Annotated in this window: 20 protein-coding genes and 1 tRNA gene; 12 read left to right on the top strand and 9 right to left on the bottom strand. The window is 51.2% G+C overall.

All coding sequences use genetic code 11. The features are described from left to right. Nucleotides 1-169: 169 nt before the first annotated feature. From OH31_RS07070 to OH31_RS07025, 10 genes are all read left to right on the top strand, one after another. Nucleotides 170-3544: a filamentous hemagglutinin N-terminal domain-containing protein gene (locus tag OH31_RS07070; RefSeq protein WP_024930178.1), complete on the top strand. Its 3375-nt coding sequence runs from the start codon at nt 170-172 to the stop codon at nt 3542-3544. A 105-nt stretch (nt 3545-3649) separates the two neighbouring features. Continuing rightward, nucleotides 3650-3723 (top strand) — tRNA-Gly (locus OH31_RS07065). An 11-nt stretch (nt 3724-3734) separates the two neighbouring features. Further along, nucleotides 3735-4592: a hydroxymethylpyrimidine/phosphomethylpyrimidine kinase gene (locus OH31_RS07060; RefSeq protein WP_024930177.1), complete on the top strand. Its 858-nt coding sequence runs from the start codon at nt 3735-3737 to the stop codon at nt 4590-4592. After that, the gene (gene thiE / locus OH31_RS07055; protein WP_024930176.1) at nt 4576-5202 is read left to right on the top strand and encodes a thiamine phosphate synthase; all 627 of its coding nucleotides are present in this window, start codon (nt 4576-4578) and stop codon (nt 5200-5202) included. Before OH31_RS07060 ends, thiE begins: the two co-directional genes overlap by 17 nt. Nucleotides 5203-5272: 70 nt before the next feature. Beyond that, nucleotides 5273-6643 (top strand): UDP-N-acetylmuramate:L-alanyl-gamma-D-glutamyl-meso-diaminopimelate ligase, encoded by a 1371-nt coding sequence (gene mpl / locus OH31_RS07050; protein ID WP_024930175.1) that lies wholly within the window; start codon nt 5273-5275, stop codon nt 6641-6643. Between the two features lie 15 nt (nt 6644-6658). Next, on the top strand, nt 6659-7615 hold the full coding sequence (locus tag OH31_RS07045) for an energy transducer TonB (RefSeq protein ID WP_024930174.1): 957 nt from the start codon (nt 6659-6661) through the stop codon (nt 7613-7615). Further along, nucleotides 7612-7968 (top strand): ferredoxin, encoded by a 357-nt coding sequence (locus tag OH31_RS07040; RefSeq protein WP_255360771.1) that lies wholly within the window; start codon nt 7612-7614, stop codon nt 7966-7968. Before OH31_RS07045 ends, OH31_RS07040 begins: the two co-directional genes overlap by 4 nt. Before the next feature lie 12 nt (nt 7969-7980). Continuing rightward, nucleotides 7981-9234, top strand: coding sequence for a biosynthetic peptidoglycan transglycosylase (locus OH31_RS07035; protein WP_024930172.1), 1254 nt, complete (start codon nt 7981-7983; stop codon nt 9232-9234). Between the two features lie 45 nt (nt 9235-9279). Continuing rightward, complete coding sequence (locus tag OH31_RS07030) at nt 9280-10380, top strand: pseudouridine synthase (protein WP_024930171.1); 1101 nt, start codon at nt 9280-9282, stop codon at nt 10378-10380. A 150-nt stretch (nt 10381-10530) separates the two neighbouring features. After that, a complete protein-coding gene (locus OH31_RS07025) occupies nt 10531-10920 on the top strand; it encodes a YidB family protein (protein WP_024930170.1) in 390 nt (129 codons plus the stop codon). Between the two features lie 42 nt (nt 10921-10962). Here the strand turns inward: OH31_RS07025 and pyrE are convergent, their stop codons facing one another. Further along, nucleotides 10963-11610: an orotate phosphoribosyltransferase gene (gene pyrE / locus OH31_RS07020; protein ID WP_024930169.1), complete on the bottom strand. Its 648-nt coding sequence runs from the start codon at nt 11608-11610 to the stop codon at nt 10963-10965. A gap of 26 nt (nt 11611-11636) precedes the next feature. Between pyrE and OH31_RS07015 the strand changes: the two genes are divergently transcribed. Next, entirely contained in the window at nt 11637-12410 is a 774-nt protein-coding gene (locus OH31_RS07015) for an exodeoxyribonuclease III (RefSeq protein ID WP_024930168.1), read from the top strand. Between the two features lie 667 nt (nt 12411-13077). On the opposite strand, the gene OH31_RS07010 is transcribed toward OH31_RS07015, so the two are convergent. From OH31_RS07010 to OH31_RS07000, 3 genes are all read right to left on the bottom strand, one after another. After that, nucleotides 13078-14349 carry an AmpG family muropeptide MFS transporter gene (locus tag OH31_RS07010; protein WP_024930167.1) on the bottom strand — a complete coding sequence of 424 codons (1272 nt, stop codon included), beginning with the start codon at nt 14347-14349 and terminating at the stop codon, nt 13078-13080. Between the two features lie 184 nt (nt 14350-14533). Beyond that, entirely contained in the window at nt 14534-14854 is a 321-nt protein-coding gene (locus tag OH31_RS07005) for a c-type cytochrome (RefSeq protein WP_024930166.1), read from the bottom strand. A 13-nt stretch (nt 14855-14867) separates the two neighbouring features. Beyond that, nucleotides 14868-16736: a methanol/ethanol family PQQ-dependent dehydrogenase gene (locus OH31_RS07000; RefSeq protein ID WP_024930165.1), complete on the bottom strand. Its 1869-nt coding sequence runs from the start codon at nt 16734-16736 to the stop codon at nt 14868-14870. Nucleotides 16737-17004: 268 nt separating this feature from the next. On the opposite strand from OH31_RS07000, the gene OH31_RS06990 reads away from it, so the two are divergent. After that, nucleotides 17005-18900 carry a sigma-54-dependent Fis family transcriptional regulator gene (locus tag OH31_RS06990; protein ID WP_242402221.1) on the top strand — a complete coding sequence of 632 codons (1896 nt, stop codon included), beginning with the start codon at nt 17005-17007 and terminating at the stop codon, nt 18898-18900. 64 nt (nt 18901-18964) lie between these two features. Here OH31_RS06990 and OH31_RS06985 read toward each other — a convergent pair whose 3' ends face one another. From OH31_RS06985 to OH31_RS06965, 5 genes are all read right to left on the bottom strand, one after another. Then, nucleotides 18965-19651, bottom strand: a complete 687-nt coding sequence (locus tag OH31_RS06985) for a PEP-CTERM sorting domain-containing protein (RefSeq protein WP_024930163.1) — start codon at nt 19649-19651, stop codon at nt 18965-18967. Nucleotides 19652-19947: 296 nt separating this feature from the next. Beyond that, the gene (metW, locus tag OH31_RS06980) at nt 19948-20556 is read right to left on the bottom strand and encodes a methionine biosynthesis protein MetW (RefSeq protein WP_024930162.1); all 609 of its coding nucleotides are present in this window, start codon (nt 20554-20556) and stop codon (nt 19948-19950) included. Then, nucleotides 20553-21680: a homoserine O-acetyltransferase gene (locus OH31_RS06975; RefSeq protein WP_024930161.1), complete on the bottom strand. Its 1128-nt coding sequence runs from the start codon at nt 21678-21680 to the stop codon at nt 20553-20555. Before OH31_RS06975 ends, metW begins: the two co-directional genes overlap by 4 nt. Before the next feature lie 65 nt (nt 21681-21745). Next, a complete protein-coding gene (locus tag OH31_RS06970) occupies nt 21746-22546 on the bottom strand; it encodes a TIGR01458 family HAD-type hydrolase (RefSeq protein ID WP_024930160.1) in 801 nt (266 codons plus the stop codon). 64 nt (nt 22547-22610) lie between these two features. After that, nucleotides 22611-23744 (bottom strand): sterol desaturase family protein, encoded by a 1134-nt coding sequence (locus tag OH31_RS06965; protein ID WP_024930159.1) that lies wholly within the window; start codon nt 23742-23744, stop codon nt 22611-22613. Nucleotides 23745-23765: the final 21 nt, after the last annotated feature.

The raw sequence follows: 23765 nt of genomic DNA, 5'->3' as shown, positions 1-23765 counted from the left end.
TTCATCCAATTGGAGTTGGATGAATTGAGGTCGCATTAGTCATAGTGGGCTACATACAAAAATAATTTCCTGAACCAAAATTACACCCATATCAGGAAAAGAGAGAAGTGATAGTAACCCGCTGGCCCTTATCAGGATCAGTGGCGTTTCTTACTAAAGGAGAAGTGTCATGAAAGCAGCATCCTTAAACCATGTTTATCGTCTGGTCTGGAGCAAATTCCAGCAAGCTTGGGTCGCAGTGGCCGAAACTACCCGCGCACATGGTAAATCCAATGTTAACGGGCAAGTGGGCGAAGCGCCAGCGACCAGCAGCGTGCTTGACGCCTCACTGACCTCTTCTACCAAATGGCGTTTTGTGTTGGCCAGTGCCTTTGCAGCTGCAGTCATGCCACTTTCATCATTTGCAGACACCAACGTAGTCGCTGGTGTGGTTGCAGGTGACCTGACAGTGAAAGATGTGAGTGCCACGCATACACAGTATATTCATACCGCCAATGTCAACATCGTTGATTTTTACAAGTTCGGCGTGATGAAAGGCCATCAGCTGGATGTTGTGATGCCTGACGCGGGTAGAGCGCTCTATCGCGTGATTGGCAACAGCCGCTCCGAAATTATGGGGACATTGAACTCTAACGGTAGCCTGGTTCTGGTTAACCAGAATGGTATTTTGTTCGGCAAAGGCTCTGAAGTGAACGTCGGTAATATCGTGGCTTCTACCTTGAATATTTCCAATGAAGCTTTCTTGCAGGGTAATTATCAATTCACTGCAGGTAATCTGGTTGGTAATATCGAAAACAGAGGCACCATCAAAGCTCAGAATGAAGGCTATATTGTCCTGCTGGCTAAAACGGTTGATAACAGTGGCACATTAGTAGCAAGCAACGGCAGTGTCGTGCTTGGTTCCGCACAAGTGGCAACGCTGGATTTCTTTGGTAACGGTTTAGTTAAAGCCAAGTTGTCAGGTGACGCGTTGGAAGCCACTATTAAAAATGGCGGCAACATTTATGCCGATGGTGGTTTTGTACAAATGGCGACCAATGCGCGTTCTGCCGCGATCAATATTTCCGGCATTGTTGAAGCTAACCAGTTGGTTGAGCGTGAAGGAGTGATCCGTCTTGAAGGTGGTGATAACGCCAAAGTCGAGGTGTCTGGTCAATTGCTCGCTAAAGGTCAAGGTACGACAGGCGGCACGATTGAGGTGACGGGTGAACAAGTTGCATTGATGAACGGTGCCTTGCTGGATGCCTCTGGTGATAAAGGTGGCGGCAAGGTGCTGGTTGGTGGTGATTATCAAGGTAAAAACGACGCCGTTTATAACTCAAGAACTACTTATGTGGCCAGTGGCGCAACGATCAAAGCTGACGCACTGCAGCAAGGTAACGGCGGTAAAGTGGTGGTTTGGGCCAATGATTTGACCCGTTATTACGGCAGCATTTCTGCCCAAGGTGGCGCTATCAGTGGTAACGGTGGTTTTGTTGAGGTGTCAGGCAAGCAAAATCTGGCTTTTCTTGGTACAGTAAATGTCGCTGCAGCTAATGGTATCGGCGGTACAGTTTTGCTGGATCCTGAAACAATCAATTTGATCAGTGGCGGTTCCACACCGACAGATAATGCGTCAGGCACACCAGACGTGGCATTTGCCGATAATGCCGGTGGCACAACTAACGTTAATGTCGCAGGTATCACAGGTTTTAACGAGTTGTTCTTGCAAGCAACACAAGACATTAACGTAAATGCAGCTGTCACAATGACAAACCTGGCTGGCAATATTCGCTTTGAGGCTGGCAATGATATTAATGTGAATGCCGCATTGACTACGACAGGTACTGGCAGCATTAACTTGAAAGCAGATGCCGATACCGATGGTGTTGGTAACCTGGCGATTGGTGCCAATATTACTGGTCGAGGCGGCGTGATTCTGTCTGCTGCTACTTTAACTCACACAGCAGGTAACATTAGCGCCAGTGGTGATATCACCGGTTTTGGTCATGCGGGTAGTGTAAGTATTACTGTGGCAGGCCTGGCAGATTTAGGTTCTGCCAATATTACTGCGAACGGACGCTCTGCTTCAAGCGCCAATAATGGGTTTAATGGCGGTAGCGTGGTGATTAAGGCCGGTAGCCTGAATATGACGGGTAATATTGATACCAGAGGCTCTGCTTCCGGCACACCAGGTAGCGGGACATCCACACCGCCTTTGGATCCAAGCAAACCACCTTTGGGTACAGGCGGCACAGGTGGTAAGGTCGACATTACAACTACTGGCGATGCAAAAGTTGGCAATATTACGACGGGAGCGGGTAATGCGGGTCGCAATTCAATCGTTTCTACTACTTCTGGTGAAGTGAGTGTTAAAAGTACTTCTGGCAACGTGACCGTTGGCAATGTGACGACCAAAGGTGGTTTTAACTCGATCGGTAATAAAGTAACGCTTTCAGCGGCTAACGGTAGCGTGACTGCTGGCAGTATTGATACCAGTGCTGGCACAGGCCGTAATAATACAGATGGTAAGAGCGCGGGGGCGGTGAATATCACCGCTGGCACAGGTATTACGACCCAATCTATCGTCGCTTCTGGTGCTGATGGTAATGGTACAAACAAATCTGGCGGTGCAGCGGGTGCTGTAACATTAAAAACAACGGCAGGTGACGTCAACTTTGGCGCGATCACTGTGCTGCCGGGTGCTAAGACTGGTACCGGTATTGCTGGTAATGGTGCTAAGGTTCTTGTGCAAGCTGGCCAAGATGTAAACATGAATGGCAATATTTTGAGCGGTAGCAATGCCACTGATGCTGTACAACTGGTTGCAGGCCGTAACTTCAAGAATAACACCAATTCAAGTATCACCACTGGGGCAACCGGACGCTGGACCATTTACAGCAATGACCCAACCGGTGACGTAAAAGGTAGCAACTTGCTGGCGACTTATGACTACAAACAATATGGCACGGCATTTGGTGGCGCATTGTTAGGGACTGGTAACGGTTTTGTACATCAAGTGACGCCAACAGTGACCGCGACCTTGTCCGGGACATCCACTAAAGTCTTTGATGGCACGAATACCGTGACTGATCTGAGTGGGTTGAATCTGACGACTGGCGGTGTGCTGGATAATGATGTTGTGACCTTCTCACCAGCAGCGTTAACAAGCGCATCGTTCGATACTGCAGCGGTTGGTGCAGGTAAGGCGATTACGACCGGTGCGACGACGATTACCAGTGCGGTGACCAATGAGGGTAAAGTTATTTACAATGGCTATACCACAGTAAGCAATAACTCTACTGCGACGGGCAGCATTACAGCTGTACCAGTCACACCAGTCGCTGCGTTTGCATCACCACGTGATGATGCCGGTTTGGGTGGCTTGATTCCAAACAACCCGATATTGAATACGATGTTTATCGTTTCTTTGAACCCTGCTGCTGGTGATGAGGAAGATCTGGATGCGGTCGCTTGCCCAACCAATGAAGATAGCTTGGGTAGTACGCCTATCCTGAGTTCTGGCGTGAAATTGCCAGATGGTGTGAACTCAAATTGTATTTAATCACATGCGTTTAACAAAAGCCGGACAACTGTCCGGCTTTTGTTTTTGTGCTGAATAATGTTTTGTATTCGACGATACACCAAGTAAAATAGCGGTCATTCGTTCGCGGCTGTAGTTCAATGGTAGAACGCCAGCTTCCCAAGCTTGATACGCGGGTTCGATTCCCGTCAGCCGCTCCAAAGGAATTTTCATGGCCAATACTCCACCCACCGTTTTAACATTTGCAGCGACCGATCCGAGCAGTGGCGCCGGTGTGCAAGCGGATATCATGGCGCTCGCCAGTATTGGCTGTTACCCGCTGTCTGTGATTACCGGTGTGACGGTGCAGGATACCGTAGGTGTGGAAAGTGTGATGCCGCTCGATGCGGACTGGATTAATGACCAGGCACGTGCGATTCTGGAAGATGTCTCTGTGAGTGCCTTTAAATTAGGCTTATTAGGCAGCGTTGAAAATGTGGCGGTGATTGCAGAAATCGTCGCTGATTATCCGGATGTACCGCTAATCATCGATCCCATCCTCGCTTCAGGCCGTGGGGACGAGCTTTCCAATGAGGAAATGCAGGCAGCCATGTGCGAATTACTTTTCCCGCAGGCAACACTGATTACTCCTAATAGCCTGGAAGCGCGTCGCCTGGCTTATTATGACGAGAGTGACGAAGTTAAACACAGCTCGCTCGAAGAGTGCGCATTGCGCTTGTTGGGCATGGGCAGCGAGTATGTGATGATCACTGGCACGCATGAGCGCTCTAATGATGTGGTCAACAGCTTGTATGGCGTGCAAAATGAGATACCCGGGCTGATTAAAGATTATCACTGGGAACGTTTGCCTGGCAGTTATCATGGCTCAGGTTGTACTCTGACCAGCGCAATTACTGCTTGTCTGGCGCACGGATTGACTATGGAAGAAGCTGTGCATGAAGCGCAGGAATTTACCTGGCAAACGCTGCGCCATGCTTTCCGTCCTGGGATGGGGCAATTTATTCCTGACCGCTTCTTCTGGGCGCGCGAGTCTGATGTGCAGGAAAAAGCGAGTGAACTTCAGCATTAGCGGTTTATATCTGGTCACACCGGATTGTGATGACACCGCCTTGCTGTGCGAGCAGGTCTCACAGGCGTTACAAGGTGGGGTTTCACTGGTGCAATACCGCCATAAAACCGCTAACGATGCCTTGCGTTTAGAGCAAGCGACAGCCTTGCTGGCGATTTGCCGCCAGGCGCATATTCCTTTACTGATTAATGACCACGTCACACTGGCTGCCGAACTTGATGCCGATGGCGTGCATGTCGGCCAACATGATAGTGCGATTGTTGCCGCACGTGCGGTGCTGGGACCACAGAAAATCATTGGTGCTTCCTGCTATAACCGCTTTGAGTTGGCCGAACAGGCGCAGGCAGCGGGGGCTGATTATGTGGCATTCGGGGCCTGTTACCCCTCTTCTACCAAGCCAAATGCACCGCGGGCAAGCGCTGCCTTGTTCACACAAGCCAAGCAGTTATTGGCAGTGCCGGTCGTTGGTATCGGTGGCATTACGCTGGATAACGCTCGCCCATTAGTTGAAGCAGGTGCCGATGCATTGGCGGTGATTACTGATATTTTCCAGGTTGCAGATATCGCTGCACGCTGCCGCCAGTATCTGCCACTATTTGCCAAAAATTGAGCGGTAATCGCTACCGCTTTACCAGACGTTGTTTGGTAAAATGCATGCATTCATTGTTTTGGTAACGTCTATGCACATTCACATCCTTGGTATTTGTGGCACTTTCATGGGTGGCATCGCCGTGCTGGCCAAAGCGGCCGGACACCGTGTCACCGGGTGTGATGCCAATGTTTATCCTCCCATGAGCACGCAACTCGAAGCGCAAGGCATTGAGTTGATTGAGGGCTTTGACCCTGCACAAACTAGCCTGAATCCCGATATCTATGTGATTGGTAACGTGGTGACGCGCGGCAATCCGCTGATGGAGGAAATCCTCAACCAGGGCTTGCCCTATATTTCTGGCCCGCAATGGCTGGCCGAGAATGTGTTGCAAGGTAAATGGGTGTTGGCCGTTGCGGGTACGCATGGCAAGACCACTACTTCTTCTATGCTGGCCTGGGTGCTGGAGTATGCCGGACTGGCGCCTGGTTTCCTGATTGGTGGTGTGCCAGAGAACTTTGGAGTGTCTGCCCGTTTGCCACAAACACCCAGACAAGATCCTAAATCCGTTTCACCGTTTTTTGTTATTGAGGCCGATGAATACGATACGGCTTTCTTCGACAAGCGATCCAAGTTCGTGCATTACCGCCCGCGTACGGCGGTGTTGAATAACCTTGAGTTTGATCACGCCGATATTTTTGAAGACCTGCCCGCGATTGAAAAACAGTTTCACCATCTGGTGCGTACTGTACCGCAACAAGGCTTGGTGGTTGCCAACCAGCAGGAAAGCCTGGATCGCGTGATTGCGCGTGGCTGCTGGAGCGGGCTGGAGCGTATAGACAGTGCCAGTGGCTGGCAGGTACAAAACGTCGATGCACAAGGCCGGTTTGATGTGTATTTTAACGGTGAGCGCCAGGGCAATGTGAGCTGGGAGTTGCTCGGTGAGCATAATCGCAATAATGCACTGGCCGTGATTGCCGCTGCTCGTCATGTTGGCGTTGCACCATGTATCGCGATTGAAGCGCTGGGTGAGTTCAAAAATGTGAAACGCCGCATGGAGGTCAAAGGCGTGGCTAATGGCGTGACGGTTTATGACGATTTTGCCCATCACCCGACGGCAATTGCCACCACGGTGGCTGGTCTGCGTGCCAAAGTGGGTAAAGCCCGTATTTTGGCCGTGTTGGAGCCACGTTCCAACACCATGAAACTGGGGGTGATGAAAGATGCCTTGCCCGGTAGCCTGCGTGATGCCGATGCCGTGTTCTGCTATGCCAATAACCTGGGTTGGGATGCGGCGGCGGCTTTAGCGCCCATCCAGCATAAAGCGCAAACCTATGATGATCTGGGTCAGTTGGTGGCTGCGGTGGCCGCCGCAGCGCAAGCAGGGGATCAGGTACTGGTGATGAGTAATGGCGGTTTTGGTGGCGTACACCAAAAATTGTTGCAGGCCTTGCAGGGATAGTTGGGCAGACGCTGCATGGGCTTACCAGAGAGTTTCCGCAAACGCTCACCGCTGGTGTGGGCATTGTGGTTTTCGCTACTGGCACATGCGGTGGTGCTAACACTGCATTTCCAGCCGGAACTCAAAGCTTTTAAAGACCAGATTCCTTCATTGGAAGTGATGCTGGTTAACAGCAAAACCAAAAGTGCACCCGAGAAAGCAGATGCGCTGGCGCAAGCCAATCTTGATCGCGGCGGCAATACCGATGAAAAGCGGCAGATGAAGAGTGCCTTGCCCAGCGTGCAACAAATGCAGGCTTCTATGCCACATGCCGCGCAGGCCACGCTTCCATCGGCAACAACTGCGAGCAGCCCGCATGAAGCTGAACTGGTGCGTGAAAAGCAGCGTGTGGCGCAATTAGAGCAAGAGGCGCAAGCCCTGCTCACACAATTAAAAGCCAGCCAGTCCGTCACCAGTCTGCAAACACCACCGTTGTCGCAGCCACATGCGGCCGCCAGGCAGCAGCCACCTTCGCAACATGTGCCGGTGCAAGCACAGCCGCAAACGGCAGCGATGCAAGAGATGGCCAAGCTAGAGGCGCTGATTGCCAAGCAGCAAGAAGAATACGAAACGCGGCCCAAGCGCCAGTTTGTTGGCGCGCGCACGCGTGCATATCGTTTTGCCAATTATGTAGAACAATGGCGGCAACAAATCGAGCGCGTGGGTAACCTGAATTATCCGCAAGCGGCGATGATACAAAAGCTCTATGGCAAGCTGCAAATGACCGTTTCGGTGAAAGCCGATGGTAGTATAGAAAGTATTCGTATCCACCAGAGCTCCGGGCACCGGCTATTGGATGAATCTGCACGCCGTATCGTCCAGCTGGCAGCGCCCTTTCCGGTCTTTCCGGAAGATATTCGCCAGGATACCGATGTACTGAGCATTACGCGTACCTGGACCTTTACCAGAGATGACCAACTCTCCACCGAATAAGCGTTGCATTCGGTGCGAGGTTTTACAAGGCAATCGTTATGACCGCAAGCCACTTTCAATATCACGTATTTTTTTGTCTTAACCAGCGCGAAAACGGCGAAGACTGCTGCATGAACAGAGGCGCCGAGGCTGCGTTTGACTACATGAAAAAGCAAGTCAAACAACAAGGCCTGGCGGGTGCGGGCAAAGTCCGCATCAACCGTGCCGGTTGCCTGGACCGTTGTGCCGAGGGGCCGGTCATGGTGATATACCCGGACGCGGTGTGGTACACCTTTGTCGATGAAAGCGACATTGACGACATTATTGAGAGCCATCTGCAGCAGGGCAAGGTGGTGGAGCGTTTGCTGGTTTAAGGTGACGCCATCATGCTGAAAAAATGGTGCCTACGCCTGATTATTAGCCTGTTGATTGCCTGCTTGCTGGCCGTCCTCGGTGTTGCGGCCTGGGTTTGGCAACCCTATGACAAAACGGCCTGGCGGGTAAAGTTGCCAGTAGGCAGTGGCATACAAGTGCGCGTACTGCCCATGCTGATGCTGGCGACTTCTCCAGCCGGGCGCTGGCTGCTGGATAAAAAAGGCTTCAGCCTGCATCATGGCGATGTCCGGCTGTATGATGCTGATGGTTTGCGTGTGCATTGCCAGCACTGTTGGCTGGAAGCCAAATCCGTCAGTGATAAACCATTGATGCTGGACTCTGTGGCGTTGTGGTTAAAGCTCGATGGGCAGCAATTAAATGGTTATTTATTAGTAGACGCGGCCAATCAGCCATTCAAAGTTGATTTTGAAGGCAAGGCTACCATGCGCTCATTAAAGCTGAACTGGACCCTATCAGCCACGCCTCTGGCCAGTTTGCTGAGTCCTTTGCGTGCGCATTCTAGTGCCATCTCTCAAGCCACTGTCTCAGGTGCACTTTCAGCCACAGGAATCTTGCGCTGGCCCCGCCAAAGCTGGAGTGTGCAACCGCAGTTGGCGCAGTTACACGTGAGCGGGCTGGATTTAAGCAAGGTCACCGCTTCGTCTGTACAATATGATTGCCCGCTGCTGGATGAGCAAAAGCACCCGGAAAAAGTACATTGGCTCAACTACGACAAAATGGGCCGCTGGTTACCGATGGCAACCATTATTGCCGAGGATGCCGAGTTTAGGCACCATCCTGGCTATGCGCTCACACAAATGCAGCAACTGCTGGGCAAGGAAAGCACTGACAAGGCGGTGGGTGGCAGCACCATTACCCAGCAAGTCGTGAAGTATATGTTCACCAATGGCGAACGCACCTGGAAGCGCAAAATAGAAGAGTTGCTTTATGCGGTGCAACTGGAAAACACGCTGGATAAAACAAACATTCTTAACTTGTATCTGAATACGGTCGATTGGGGTCCGAGTTTATGTGGCGCACATGCCGCGGCAAATTATTACTTTGGCCTCTCCCCTGCGCAGATGAGTCCGATACAAGCCGCCTGGCTAGCGGGAATCATCAAAAATCCGCATCGTGCCTGGAAACAGCAGTTTATGGCAAAAAAACCGGAGTTGGCGCGTGCCGAAAGCATTTTACGTTATATGCCAGAGAGTGCGCGCAAGCAGCCGGGTAGCCTGAATTTTCGTGCGTCAGCAGCCAAATAAATTACAATAGCAACTTATTCATCTTTCATTAGTGAGAAGACTGTTTTGTCTACGCTCAAACTCAATAAATCCCCCGCCACCGCAGATCAAAAACGCCAGAAACCGGTCAGACAATTGTCACCGGAGCTGCGTGATCGTACTAAACCACCTGCCAAAAAAGAGGTGTATGCTGAGGTGCAACAAGAGGCCGGCTCAAAAGAGCAGGCACCGCGCAAAGACAAAGTATTTAAAGATAAAGACCAGCGTAAACCTGCTGGCAAACCAGCCTATGCAGGCGGTGGACGCCCGCCGGCAGCCAGAGCTGGCGCAGGTCGCAGCGAGAAGCCACGTGATAAAGATCGCCCATATGTTGCGAAAACAGGGGATAGACCACCCGCCCGCAGAGCGACGCCAACGCCAACCGTAGCAGATGCTGACTTGCAACCGCGCTTGTCCAAAGTGATGGCAGACCGTGGCCTGTGCTCGCGCCGTGAAGCCGATGACTGGATTGCCAACGGCTGGGTCAAGGTTGATGGTGAAATCATTGAAACCTTAGGTACGCGGATTGCGCCGGATGCCGAGATCGTGATTAGTGCCTATGCCAAAGAGCATCAGGCCGAAACGGTGACCATTTTGCTACACAAACCTGTTGGTTACGTCAGCGGGCAAGCCGAGGATGGTTATGAACCTGCGGTTGTGCTGTTTAATCCGGACAATCAATGGTCAGAAGATAGCAGTGGCATCGACTTCAAGCGCGGGCATTTGCGTGGTCTGGCCCCGGCAGGTAGATTGGATATCGACTCCACCGGCTTGCTGGTACTTACCCAGGATGGCCGCGTTGCACGCAAGCTGATTGGCGATGATTCCAATGTAGAAAAAGAATATCTGGTGCGGGTAGAAGGCCAGCTGAGCGCCAATGGCCTGGCGTTATTAAATCACGGTCTCAGTCTGGATGGTGTTCAGCTAAGGCCCGCTAAAGTTTCTTGGCAAAATGAGGACCAACTGCGCTTTGTGTTGCGTGAAGGCCGCAAACGGCAGATTCGTCGCATGTGTGAGCTGGTGGGTTTGCATGTTGTCGGTTTGAAACGCATTCGGATTGGCAGCATTAATCTAGGGAAGTTACCGCCGGGGCAATGGCGGTATTTAGGCGCACACGAGCGGTTCTAATGCTGACCAGATTGTACTAGGGCAAGCAATAGTGCCAAAGTACACCACCTTTTGTTTACAATTGACAAAAGATGTTAGCATTTCTGTTTCTACCATCTAGGCGAAACAGGCTTTCTTATTGATCAACCGCATATTTAGAAGGAAGAAAAAATGGGATTATTCGATAGCGTCGCTGGCGCCATGATGAACAAAGTCATGGGTGATAAAGGTCCATTGGCGAAACTGGCCATGGAGTTGTTTCAGCAATACGGTGGCTTGCCTGGCATTTTGCAAGCGCTGAAAAATGGTGGTTTGTCTGAGCAGGTTGATTCTTGGGTGAGTACCGGCGCTAACCTGAATGTCAATGCGCAGCAAATTGGCGCGGCTTTAGGTAGTTCGGTGCTTGCTGGAATTGCCGGTAAATTGAATATGAGCACGGATGACCTGACGGGTAAAATTGCCGAGCATTTGCCGGATGTTGTTAACCAATTGACACCGAATGGTGCGGTGGAAAATAATCCGGCGCTTATCATGTCCCGCTTAATGGGCATGTTGAAATAAATAAAGCGAGCATTTGCTCGCTTTATTTATTGGATTTTATCCTTATCGAACGCAATACTGTGTGCGATAAGCCTCAATTGCCGGGAAATACTGCGCCAGCTTCTCATTGCCTTGCAAATACGCAAACAGGTCAGCCAGTTTGGCAATGCTGACCACCGGCATCTGATTGGTTTGCTCTACTTCTTGCACAGCGGATAACTCACCTAAACCTTTTTCCTGACGGTCCAGTGCAATGCTCACGGCGCAAGGCGTGGCGCCAGCATTGCGAATCAATTCGACTGACTCGCGGATAGAGGTGCCAGCAGAAATCACATCATCAATAATCAGCACGCGGCCTTTTAATGCGGCGCCTACCAGCGTGCCGCCCTCGCCATGGTCTTTGGCTTCTTTGCGGTTATAAGCATAAGGGTAATTTTTGCCCATGCGCGCAAAAGCGATGCTAATCGCGGTGACCAAAGGAATGCCTTTATAGGCCGGGCCAAACAGCATGTCGAATTGCAAACCAGACTGTAGAATACTGTTGGCGTAGAATTCACCCAGTTTGAGCATGCTTTCGCCATCATCAAACAGGCCAGCGTTAAAAAAATAGGGGCTTAAGCGCCCCGCTTTGGTTTTAAATTCGCCAAAGCGCAACACCTGTTTGTGGATAGAAAAAGCAATAAAATCGGCACTTAATGTGTTTGTAGTCATTTTTAAAAGCAGAAAGTATTTAGACAATGCGTATTATAACCTTGAACCTCAATGGCATACGGTCGGCCTGTAACAAAGGCTTTTTGCCCTGGCTGGCAAATAGTGGCGGCGATATTGTCTGTTTGCAGGAGCTGAAAGCGCAAGCAGGCGATATGCAGCCTGAAATGTTGCAACCACCCGGCTATCATGGCTATTTTCACTATGCCGAGAAAAAAGGCTATAGCGGCGTGGGCATCTACAGTAAACAGCCTGCTGATAAAGTCATCATTGGTTTGGGTCATGCGCACATTGATGCTGAAGGTCGTTACCTGGAATGCCGATATGGCAATTTGAGTGTGGTGTCTTTATACCTGCCGAGTGGCTCCAGTGGCGAAGAACGCCAGCAATTTAAATTTCAGGTCATGGCTGTATTCTTACCGCATCTTGAGCAGTTGGTCGCTTCTGGTCGTGACGTGGTGATTTGCGGTGACTGGAATATCGCGCATCAGGAAATCGACCTCAAGAATTTTAAAGGTAACCGTAAAAATTCAGGCTTTTTGCCAGAAGAGCGCGCCTGGATGACTGATGTGCTGGGGCGTGTGGGTTGGGTGGATACCTACCGTGGTCTATATCCGGATACGACGGATGAATGCTATACCTGGTGGAGCAACCGCGGACAGGCGTATGCCAAGAACGTCGGCTGGCGTATTGATTATCAACTGGCAACCCCGGCGTTGGGGGCAAAGGTTGTGGCGGCCAATGTGTATAAGGCGGAACGGTTTAGTGATCATGCGCCGTTGACTGTGGATTATGCGGATTGATTAAAAAAGTCATTCTTTGCGTGGAGAGTGGTGATTGGGGCGTTTTGTTTTGCTTTGTTGGCGAGTTTCTTTGCTTGCTCAAAGTGAAGGTTGTTTGATGAACTATCTATTTCGCCTTTTCGGCGACCGTTCTTTCTTATGCTTGTCCATAAGAAAGAAGGCAAAGAACAAGACACCCCAGCTTCCGCTTGTATCCTGTGCTACTCGGTTTGCCGGGCGTCCATCGAAACTCGCCCTGACAAGCCACACAGAACATGGCTTGTTGCGGAGCTCAGACAGCCGATGGCCAAAGACTCCCGTCAATCCTGCGTTGCTCGGCGCGGTAGATGGGGACCCCGAAAACCTACGAGTGCCATCGTTTGGCCGATGTAACAAAAGAATCTGGTTTTTGAACCATTCAGATTTCTACAATGTGAGTTTGGTGAGATAAGTCCCATTCCATCACGCTGAGTAGCGGAGACAAAGTGGGGGATGTCGGCCATCGGCTGTTCGAGTTCCGCGGTGGCTTGCGGGTTGTGCAAGCCGCTAGGGCGAGTTTCGATGGACGCCCACTTTGTTGAGCAACGCAAGGGAGCCGTAGGCCGTGATGGCTGGGTGCCCTCCTCTTTGGTTACTTTCTGAGGGGCAAGCATCAGAAAGTGACTCGCCTATAGGCGAAAAAGAATGCCTAATATTTCCTAAAAAACTTAGCGTTCCCGCCACCCCGCCACCCCGCCACCTTAAACAACAGCAACATCCCCGGGATCGCCAGCAAGGTACATACATAAAAAAACTGTTCCCACCCCAGGCTCTCCACCATGCCGCCTGTGAGTGCATTGAATACAGAGCGAGGGACAGCCGACAAACTGGTAAATAGGGCGAGTTGGGTCGCGGTATACGCCGGGTTGGTTTCTCGTGCCATATAGGCGACATAAGCCGCCGTACCTAAACCAACGCCAAAAGCTTCAACCCCGATGACAATGCCAAGCATGCTGCGCTCGGCCACGCCGATTTCGATAAAGGGCCCGCTGTGTGCCAGCCAGGCGAATCCGAGAATCGATAAAGCCTGAACCACGCCAAAGACCCACAGGCCGCGATTAATACCGAGTTTAAGCATCCACAGGCCGCCAACAAAGGCGCCAGCAATCTGCATCACCAGGCCACTGCCCTTCACAATCGCGCCGATATCGGTTTTGCTGTATCCCATATCAATATAGAAAGGGGTGGCGAGCGCGGTGGCCATGCTGTCACCGAGTTTGTACAACAAGATAAACAGCAACACCCATAATGCATGTTGCCAGCCACTGCGTTGCATGAATTCTTTAAACGGTTCCACAACTGAGGCCAGGAGTGTTTTCGGTACGCTGACAATGACGGGTTCTTGTGACCATAAAGTAAAGCCGATGCCCGGTAACATGAACAGGCCGACAATCAGGAACACTTGCGACCATGGCAGGTGATCGGCCAGTATCAGGGCAAGTGAGCCAGGCACCAGCCCAGCGATGCGGTAGGCGTTGACATGTATGCTGTTGCCCAGGCCAAGTTCCTGGTCGCTTAAAATTTCGCGACGGTAAGCGTCGATGACGATGTCCTGACTCGCAGAAAACAGGGCGACTAATGTCGCAAGGATAGCGACCATAGTAATGTCTTGTTGTGGTTGAAACATGCCGAGGCTGATGATGCTGGCAAGTAAGGCCAGTTGGGTGGCTAATATCCAGCTGCGACGGCGACCAAGCGCTTGTAGCAAGCTGTATCTGTCCATCAGCGGCGCCCATAAGAATTTCCAGGTGTAGGGCAACTGCATAAAGGCAAAGGCGGCAATGGTTTTGAGGTTGAGGCCTTCACTGCGTAGCCAGGCGGGCAGGAGTTGCAGTAACAGGTAAAGCGGCAGGCCGGAGCTAAAGCCGAGTGCCACACACATCAGCATGCGGCGCGTAAACAGGGTTTGTGCGATGGTCATGCCCGCATTGTAAACGCTTTTAACTGGCCGCCAATCTCAAGGCAAAAAAAAGCCAACCCTTGCGGGTTGGCCACACTCGGAGATCAATGGTAAAACGTTGGAAATGCAGAGTCAGTGGAGGCGCCGTTGCAAGCATGGCAGCCATATTCCAGCGCTGCCACTGACTCTTTATTTCACAGGGGAACTACAAACTTAATACCCACTGGACGATGGTTTTAATGTCCTCATCCTTCACTTGCGGGCTGTTAGGCGGCATAGGCATTTCGCCCCATACACCACCGCCACCGGTTTTGACTTTCTGTACCAGTTTGGCTTCAGCCGTTTTGTCGCCTTTGTATTTGGCGGCCACTTCCTTGTAAGCCGGGCCGACGACTTTTTTGTCCACGCCGTGGCACAGCAAGCAACCGCTTTTCTGAGCCAATGCTTCGGCACCGCTACCCGCAATCGCGGAGGCAGTGGCTGCGAGCAAAGCTGTCGCCAGTAAAGTTTGATTGAATAATTTCATCAGAAATCCTCTCTTATAAACTGAATACGTTCATGCCACCGCCACCAGGTGCGGCGTTGTATTTGGTCAGCTCTTTGTAACCACCCGCTGCACCCAAACCATCGGTATCGTTAGTTAGGCCCAGGTTCATGGCCACACCAGCCCAGCCACCAATACCGGACAATACGCCTACGTATTGCTTGCCTTTGTGACCATAAGTGATCATGTTGCCCACCACGCCGGAGCCAACCTGGAATTTCCACAGTTCTTTACCGGTTTTGGCATCCAGTGCTTTCACCCAGCGATCCAGCGTGCCGTAGAACACCAGGTCAGAGGCCGTTACCAATGCGCCACCCCAGGCAGAGAATTTCTCTTTGTTGTACCACTGCGCTTTGCCTTTGAGGCCATCCCAGGCCATAAAGCCACCCATTACACCATCCGGGCCTGCAAACATGGTCAAGGTCGCGCCTACCCATGGTTGACCAGCCACATACTTGGACTCAACAGGCTCATACGTCATGCACACGTGGTTCAGCGGCACGTAGAAGGTTTTGTTTTTTGGCGAGTAAGCTGCTGGTTGCTCGTCTTTCACACCTAACGCAGAAGGGCATACACCTTTAGCGTTGTAATCCTGGTGTGTGGAGTATTTGGGGTCTTTGACCGGAATGCCGGTTTTCATGTCAATTTTGCTCGCCCAGTTGACGAACGGATGCATTTTTTCCGCGACCAGCAAGGTGCCGTTGGTGCGGTCAAAGGTGTAGCCAAAACCGTTACGGTCAAAGTGTGAGGCCAGTTGCTTGCCGTTGGCTTCCCACAAGATGATCTCGTTCATGCCATCGTAATCCCACTCGTCATGCGGCGTCATCTGGTAGCCCCAGCGTGCCATGCCTGTATCGAGGTCACGCGCAAAAATCGTCATCGACCATTTATTGTCGCCTGGACGCACGTCCGGGTTCCAGGTGCCTGGGTTGCCGGTGCCGTAGTACATCAAGTTCAATTTCGGGTCGTATGAGTACCAGCCCCAGGTCGGGCCACCACCATTTTGCCAGCCATCTTTCTGTTGCTGCGGTTTCAACCAGGTGCGTACACCCAGGTTGGCTTCCGGAAATTTCAATTGGGATTTGTCCAAGTTCTTGAATGAACCACCCATTTTGTTACCGCCGTTCACGTCTTCATATAAGGACAGGGCGCTGTACTGCGGATTTTCCTTGTTGAAGTCTGCGCCTATCATGACTTCACTATCAGAGCCGGTGCTGTAAGCTTTCCAGATCAGGCTGCCATCTTTCAGGCTGTAAGCACTGATATGGCAACGTACGCCAAATTCACCGCCTGAACAGCCGGTAATCACTTTGTCTTTAAATACATGCGGTACGTTGGTATTGGCTGAACCGGTTTTCGGGTCATTCACTTTCACGTCCCACAATTTGGCACCGGTTTTGGCGTCCAAAGCTACCAAGACGCCATTATTCTGTTGCAGCAGAATTTTGCCATCGCCGTATCCCAAGCCTTTGTTGACGTTATCGCAGCACAATACAGACTGCACATCCGGGTCCTGTTTAGGAAAATAAGACCACAGAATTTTCTGGTTGTCGTTCAGGTCCAGCGCATACACGTTATTCGGGAATGCGGTATGGATATACATGGTATTGCCAATCACCAGTGGCGCACCTTCGTGGCCGCGGTTAACGCCGGTGGCAAATGTCCAGGCCAGTTTCAATTGTTTGATGTTGCTCTTGTTGATTTGCGACAAGCGGCTGTAACCCTGGTTTGCGTAGTCTTTACGCGCCATCGGCCACTGGTTGTCGTCTTTCATCATGGCGTCCAGTTCGGCATTTGCCAATACGCTGGTGCTCACGCTGGCTAGCATCATTGCAGTGATGGCGAGCTTGATACGTTGTTGCATAAATAACCTCCAAAATGGTTGCGGTGAAGCTGGAATGTGTGGTGTTGCAAGCGGTCAGCAAAGGCTTCTTTTGTGACGGCTTGCCATTGTTTGCAACGCACGTGCCAACTGCATGCATTATTTGGGAAATTGTAAAAAATGAATTAAAATCAATTGCTTAATCTGGTATGAAAACATTCATGAGGGGTCACCGCGCGGCGAATACTGTTCACGACTGTGTCATACTGGTACAGTTGTTCAATCTGATGTGACAGGTGTTCAGTTTTAAATGCCCAACAAATATTCCCCGCCAGCTTCTCCAATGCCGCAGCCCGGCATGCGCGACGACCAGCGCGCGATTGCCGAGGCGATTGCGCGTTCGTGGCGGCGTTGCATGGTCAAAGGGGTGGATGAACAGGCACCAGGTGAAGACCAGATTATTACGGCACAGGAGCTGGCGCAGCGACTGGAAAAAAACCGTTTGTTACTGACCCATGCCGAGCCGGAAATACTCACCTTAAGCGAGCAAATTGCCCATACGCGTAGCCTGGTGATTTTGACTGACAGCGAAGGCGTCATTTTGCGCACCAGAGGCGAAGGCGTCGAAGAAAACGAAGTCCGTGCCTCATTGTTGCCGGGTGCCTCCTGGAGCGAGGAACACCGCGGTACGAATGCCATTGGTACTGCCTTAGTGGAACGCTTGCCCATCAGCGTGCAAGGGGCCGAGCACTTTATGGCTTACCACCATTCGTTAAGCTGTTCTGCCGTGCCTATTTTTGCCGCCAATAATCATTTGGTGGCGACACTGGATGTCTCTAATGATTTAAATGCGCCGCAGCAGCACACGCTGGCGCTGGTCAAAATGGCGGCACAAATGGTGGAAAATCGCTTGTTCCATGCCACCGCAGACGGCGAAATTGGTGTGCATTTTCATGTGCGGCCTGAATTCATCGGTACCTTGTGGGAGGGCGTTGCCCTGTTTGATGCGCAAGGCCAGTTACAGGCCATTAACCGTAGCGGCCAATTCCAGTTCGGCTTGCCGCTGGATCAGGATGTATTGTCTGCGCGCCGCATTCCGTTTGAAGATATTTTTGACGAGTCATGGCTGGCTTTCAAGCAGCGTGGTTTGTCGTCCGAGGTGTTGTTCCCGTTGCGCTTGCGTAATGGCGCCCGCCTGTTTGCGCGCGCTTCCAGCATGCAGGTGCCTGGTATTTCCAGTAGGCCGGTGCAGTCTGTACCACGTGAATCCGCCGCTAGCCTTGAATTGCTGGATAGCGGTGATCCGCAATTAAAATTGGCCATCAGCCAGGTCAAGCAAGTGCTTAACCGCGATATTCCGGTATTGATATTAGGTGAAACCGGTGCTGGTAAAGAATTATTTTCACGGGCGATTCATGATGCCAGTGTGCGTAGAGCGCAGCCCTTTATTGCCGTCAATTGCGCAGCGTTGCCGGAAGGGTTAATTGAAGCTGAATTGTTCGGCTATGAAGAAGGCGCTTATACCGGCGCCAAGCGTAAAGGCAATGTCGGCAAAATCCAGCAGGCCGATGGCGGTACGTTATTTCTGGATGAAATCGGCGATATGCCTTTGTCGTTACAGGCCAGGTTGTTGCGTGTATTGCAGGAGCGCAGCGTCACGCCCTTGGGCTCCAGCAAATCCATTCCGGTCAATTTTACCCTCGTGAGTGCCACTAACCAGAAACTCAAGGATAAAGTGGCTGCAGGTGAGTTTCGCAGTGATTTGTATTACCGCATTAATGGTTTAACCGTGCAGTTACCTGCCTTGCGCCAGCGTCAGGATATGTCGCGTCTGATTCAGATGATTTTGCAAATTGAACAGGCACCACAAGTCACGCTGAGTGATGAGGTGCTGGCCGTGTTTGCCGTGCATCCGTGGCCGGGCAATGTGCGTCAGTTACATAATGTGTTGCGTACAGCGGTGGCGCTGGCCGATGGTGGCGTGATTGAACGCCAGCATCTGACGCACGACTTTCTCGATGAAATGGCGGTTGAGGCCGAGCGTGCAACGGTGCCGCAACCGGTATTAACCTTGAAAGCACAGTCTGATGAAGCGATTCGTGTCGCTATGCAACAGCAGGCAGGCAATGTGTCTGCGGTGGCGCGTCAATTGGGCATGAGCAGAAATACCTTGTATCGCCGCTTGAAAGCCTTGCATTTGAATTAGGGTATCGCTAAATAAAAAGCCCCGGCAATCCCGGGGCTTTTTTCATGGCTTTATTATGCGGTGATTATTTGTTGCGACGACGTACAACAGCACCCATCACACCCAGGCCCAGCATCATCATGGCATAGCTGTCAGCTTCAGGCACTGAAGACACGGAGGCAACTTGATCAACCTGGAATGCCAGCGCTTGTGAGAAACCAGCGCTGAAATTTAAAGTATAAGACGTGATTGGTGTAGAAACGCCGCTCAAGTCCCAGGAGTAGTAGTAATAGTCATCGACCGTACCGGTATTCACGAAGTTGACCAATGTGCCTGCGATTGCCTGGCTACCACCGTTGTAGCTCAGCGTAATGGTATATGCCTCACCACCGAATGACGCATTGAAGTCATTGACGATACCCTGAAATGCCAGTGCGCTGATGTTGCTGGCAACGGTATTGTCAGTGAATGTCAGGTTGCCATCACCATATAAACCAAAACCAGCTGGGTAGTAGCTGCCGGAAACCTGGGTCAGCAATGCGTCGCCTGAACCGGCAACGTTACCTGCTGTGCCTGCGGCCAATTGTGCTGCGGTCAGTGGGTTTGCCGCGCCATTGCTGTCAACGCGGTTGCGGTTCAGCTGATTCCAGCCGTCAAACGAGACGGAGTCTGCCACGTCAACAAAACTGCTGTAGGTGGTATTCGCTTGTGCCAGGCCTGTGATTGCGAACAGAGTTGCACCAATAGCGATGCTTAAATATTGAGCTTTCATTTTACTAACTTCCTTTTGAGTAATTATTAATGACTGGCGTCTTTAATGCGCGCCAGAATCTTTTAACTGGCTGCGTTACTCACAAACGTCTTACCATGTATCCTTATTTAATTGATAATAAGAATGATTATCATTATTAATAAATAATAGATGGAAGTCAATATATCTGTTATTTTTAATTGGTAGTCTTTTGTGGACGATAGGACGGCATCTGAGATGCCGTCCTATCGTTGGGAGATGACATTCGTCGCCAGTGTAGGCGGCGAATATAGGGTAATTGTTTGCTGTGGCGGTGATCAGGCGCTGTGTTTTCTCAGGCGATACATCGCCAGGTTCCCCATGAGGTTAGGCAATATGTGAATATCCTGGCCGCCGGTAATCACCTTGCGCTCCATGACCTGAATCTGGTGCTGGACACAAAAATCGTCGAAGTCGTTGATCGTGCACAAGTGCACATTAGGCGTGTCATACCATTGGTATGGCAGACTTTTGGAGACGGGCATGGTGCCGAATGTAATCTGCATGCGGTTGCGCCAGTAGCCAAAATTGGGGAAAGTCACGATCACTTCGCGGCCGACGCGCAACATTTCTTGCACAATGCTTTCGGTGTTGTGCATGGCTTGCAAGGTTTGCGACAGAATCACGGTATCAAACGATTGGTCCTCAAAGCCGGACAAGCCTTCTTCGAGGTTCATTTGAATCACGTCGACACCGTTTTTCAGTGCGGCCAGCCAGTTGGAATCGTCTTTTTCAATGCCATAGCCGGTGGTTGCCAGTGTCTCGTGCAAGTGGGTCAGCAGCGTGCCGTCACCGCAGCCCAGGTCTAGGACTTTCGCTTTGGCATTCACCCAGTTTGTAATTAATGCAAAATCTGGGCGAATATTTGTAATTTTCGCATTTATCATACTTTAATCTGCTCCAGATATGCGCGCATGATGTCGTGGTAATACGGGTCTGGCATCAGGAATGCGTCATGGCCGTGGTCTGAGGTGACCTCGGCATATTTCACTGGCAAGGCATTGTCTAGCAGCGCTTTGACAATTTCACGCGAGCGCGCGGGCGAGAATCGCCAGTCGGTGGTAAATGAAATCACCACAAATTTTGCCTGTGCGCGACGCAGGGCTTTACTTAAATCGCCGTCATAATCCAGCGCCGGGTCAAAGTAATCCAATGCACGTGTCATGCGCAAATAGGTGTTGGCATCAAACTCACCGGCAAATTTATCGCCTTGGTAGCGTAAGTAAGATTCCATTTCAAACTCGACATCAAAACTGTATTTGACGTCACCATGACGCAGCTTACGGCCGAATTTCTCGCCCATCACGTCGTCAGACAAATAGGTAATATGACCCAGCATGCGCGCAATGCGCAAGCCGCGGCGCGGTACCGTGCCGTGGTTGTAATAATCGCCGTCGAAAAACTCAGGGTCGGTAATGATCGCCTGGCGTGCCACCTCGTTAAACGCCATGTTTTGCGCGGTTAAATTAGGGGCAGAGGCAATGACAAAGGCATGGCGCACGCGCTCCGGGTAGACGATATTCCAGTGCAGTGCCTGCATGCCGCCCAGGCTACCACCAATCACAGCGGCCAATTGATCAATGCCCAGATAGTCCAATAAACGCGCTTGTGATTCTACCCAGTCTTCCACGGTCACCACCGGGAAAGTCGCACTATAGGGTTTGTCGGTGAGTGGATCGACACTGGAGGGCCCGCTACTGCCATGACAGCCACCCAGGTTATTGAGGCCAATGACAAAGAATTTATTGGTGTCTAACGGCTTGCCAGGGCCAATCAGGTTGTCCCACCAGCCTGGATATTTATCGTCTGGCGAATAGCGACCCGCGACGTGATGGTTGCCAGACAAGGCGTGACAGATCAGCACAGCGTTGTTTTTGGCCGCGTTGAGTTCACCATAGGTTTCATAAGTCAGATGGTATTGTGGCAACACTGCGCCGCTTTTAAGGGTGAGCGGCTGGGTGAAATGCGCAACCTGCGCTTTGACGATACCAACAGAATTCGATTCAGACATGCTGCAATTATACTATGCAGCATGCTGAAACGGCGAGACGGCTGGCGTGCAATAGTGTTGTCTTTTTATGAGTGCGCAGAGATCGACAAGCCACCCAGCAAGGCCGGTAAGTCGGCAATCGATGCAATCGTGGCATCGGGCTCCACCGCAGACAAGCGGGTATAGGTTTCGCGGTATTTGCCGGTTTTGACCAGAATGCCATGCAGGCCGGCGTCTTGCGCACCACCAACGTCGGCATCAATATCATCGCCTATCATCATCACTTCGGAAGGCTTGAGCCGTAGCGCGTCAACCGCCATATTAAAGAAATGCTGCGATGGCTTACCCATCAGCATGGCTTTGGTATTGCTGGCATATTCGAGCCCGGTGACAAAGGCACCAATGTCCATTTGCAACCCGGTTTCAGTCTGCCAGAAGCGGTTTTTGTGAATCGCGATCAATTGCGCACCATTCACCAGGCAATGAAACACCTCATTCAGTAACTCATAAGACCAGCGATCGCCGATATCACCAATCACCACATAATTGGCCGCCGTTTCCGACTGGTCAAAACAGGCGAAATCTTTTTTCACGTCGTCGGCCAGCAGCAACTTGCACACCGGGTTGGGCTGTTTTTTCAGGTATTGAATGGTCGCTTGTGGTGCACTCATGATTTCTTCTGGCACTACATTGAAGCCGAGATCGTTGAGTTTTTTTTGCAAGGCCAGCAAAGAGAGTGTGCTGGTGTTGGTGACAAAACGCACGGCGATGCCTGCCTTGCGGATCTTGGCCACAGCTTCAATGGCGCCATCCATTGGCTGCTGCCCGATATAGAGCACGCCATCCAGGTCAAACAACACGGCTTTGATCGAATTGAAATTAAACATGATTGGCCTTTCACTACACACAGATAGACTGCTAGCAGCAAAAATCGTGCGCAATGTGTATGGACTACTTTTTAAAGGGATACATGAATTGCTTCCAGTAGCCATTCGGTACCGGATGGCCGCCGATGCCATAGCCACTTGGCCATTGGTTTTTTGGCATGTAATAAGTGCCAAATAGCTTATCAAATAACGGGAAGTGAATGGAAAAATTGACATCAATCGCTTCTTTTTCAATACCGTGATGCCAGTGGTGAAAGCGCGGTGTGACAATCAATGGTTTCAGCCATTCGACATTAAAGCGTACATTGGCGTGGACAAAGGTGGCGTTGAGGTACACCAGCAAAATATAAAGATGCAATGCACTTTCGGCAAAGCCCAGTGCATACATGGGCACCACTGTCATGCTGCGCAAACCAACGATTTCAACGATGTGCATGCGTGACCCTGCCAGCCAGTCCATCTTTTTGGCGGAGTGATGCACGGCGTGAAAGCCCCACAAGAATGGCACTTGATGGAAAGCACGATGAAACCAGTACTGCACAAAGTCGGTGAGAAACATGATTTCGATTACCTGCAGCCACAGTGGTTGGCTGGCAATGGTTTGTCGCAGGGTTGCCCAGTCGCCGGTGTGATGCACAATGGTCATCGCAGGCGCCAATGTGAATAAGGTCAGTGTTTGCACAAACACGCTGCTGATCAGGAAATAGAATAAATCCTCACGCCATTCGTCCCTGAACAACGCTTGCTGGGTTAAGCGGCCAAACAGTTTCTCCAGTGGGATAAATAACAAGCCGGTGAGCAAGATATTCAGGACAAACCAGTCCAGGCTAAGCGCAACGCCGCTGGCACGAGCAGCTTGTGCATTGAGTGTTTCAGCAATGGTGATGGTGAGCAATACCAGCAAAATCGCGGTAAAGCCCAAAATGCGATTTCGGCGTAACACCAGGTTGCTGCAGGCGAGCAGAAAACTGGCAACGAGTAATACCTGAATCATGAGTGTGAACTGTGGCAAGGCATAGAGCGGTGAGAGGGCTTGTGTTGAGAATATGCCTTGCAGACGCTCACCCAGCAACAGGCACAGGCTGGCGATACTGAGTACCAGTGCGGCGACACCGCTTAACCAGCCGGAGCCAAAGTGTCTGGCTTCTTCTGGTGCCTCTAAATCATTACGGATTGCCAAGCGTAATTTGTGAATCATGGAGTGTCTCCCTGTGAGTTT

The sequence above is a fragment of the Methylophilus sp. OH31 genome (assembly GCF_000576615.1).
Classification (GTDB): Bacteria; Pseudomonadota; Gammaproteobacteria; order Burkholderiales; family Methylophilaceae; genus Methylophilus.
Note: the sequence above shows the minus strand (reverse complement) of the source record. Positions and strands in the feature narration are given on the sequence as shown.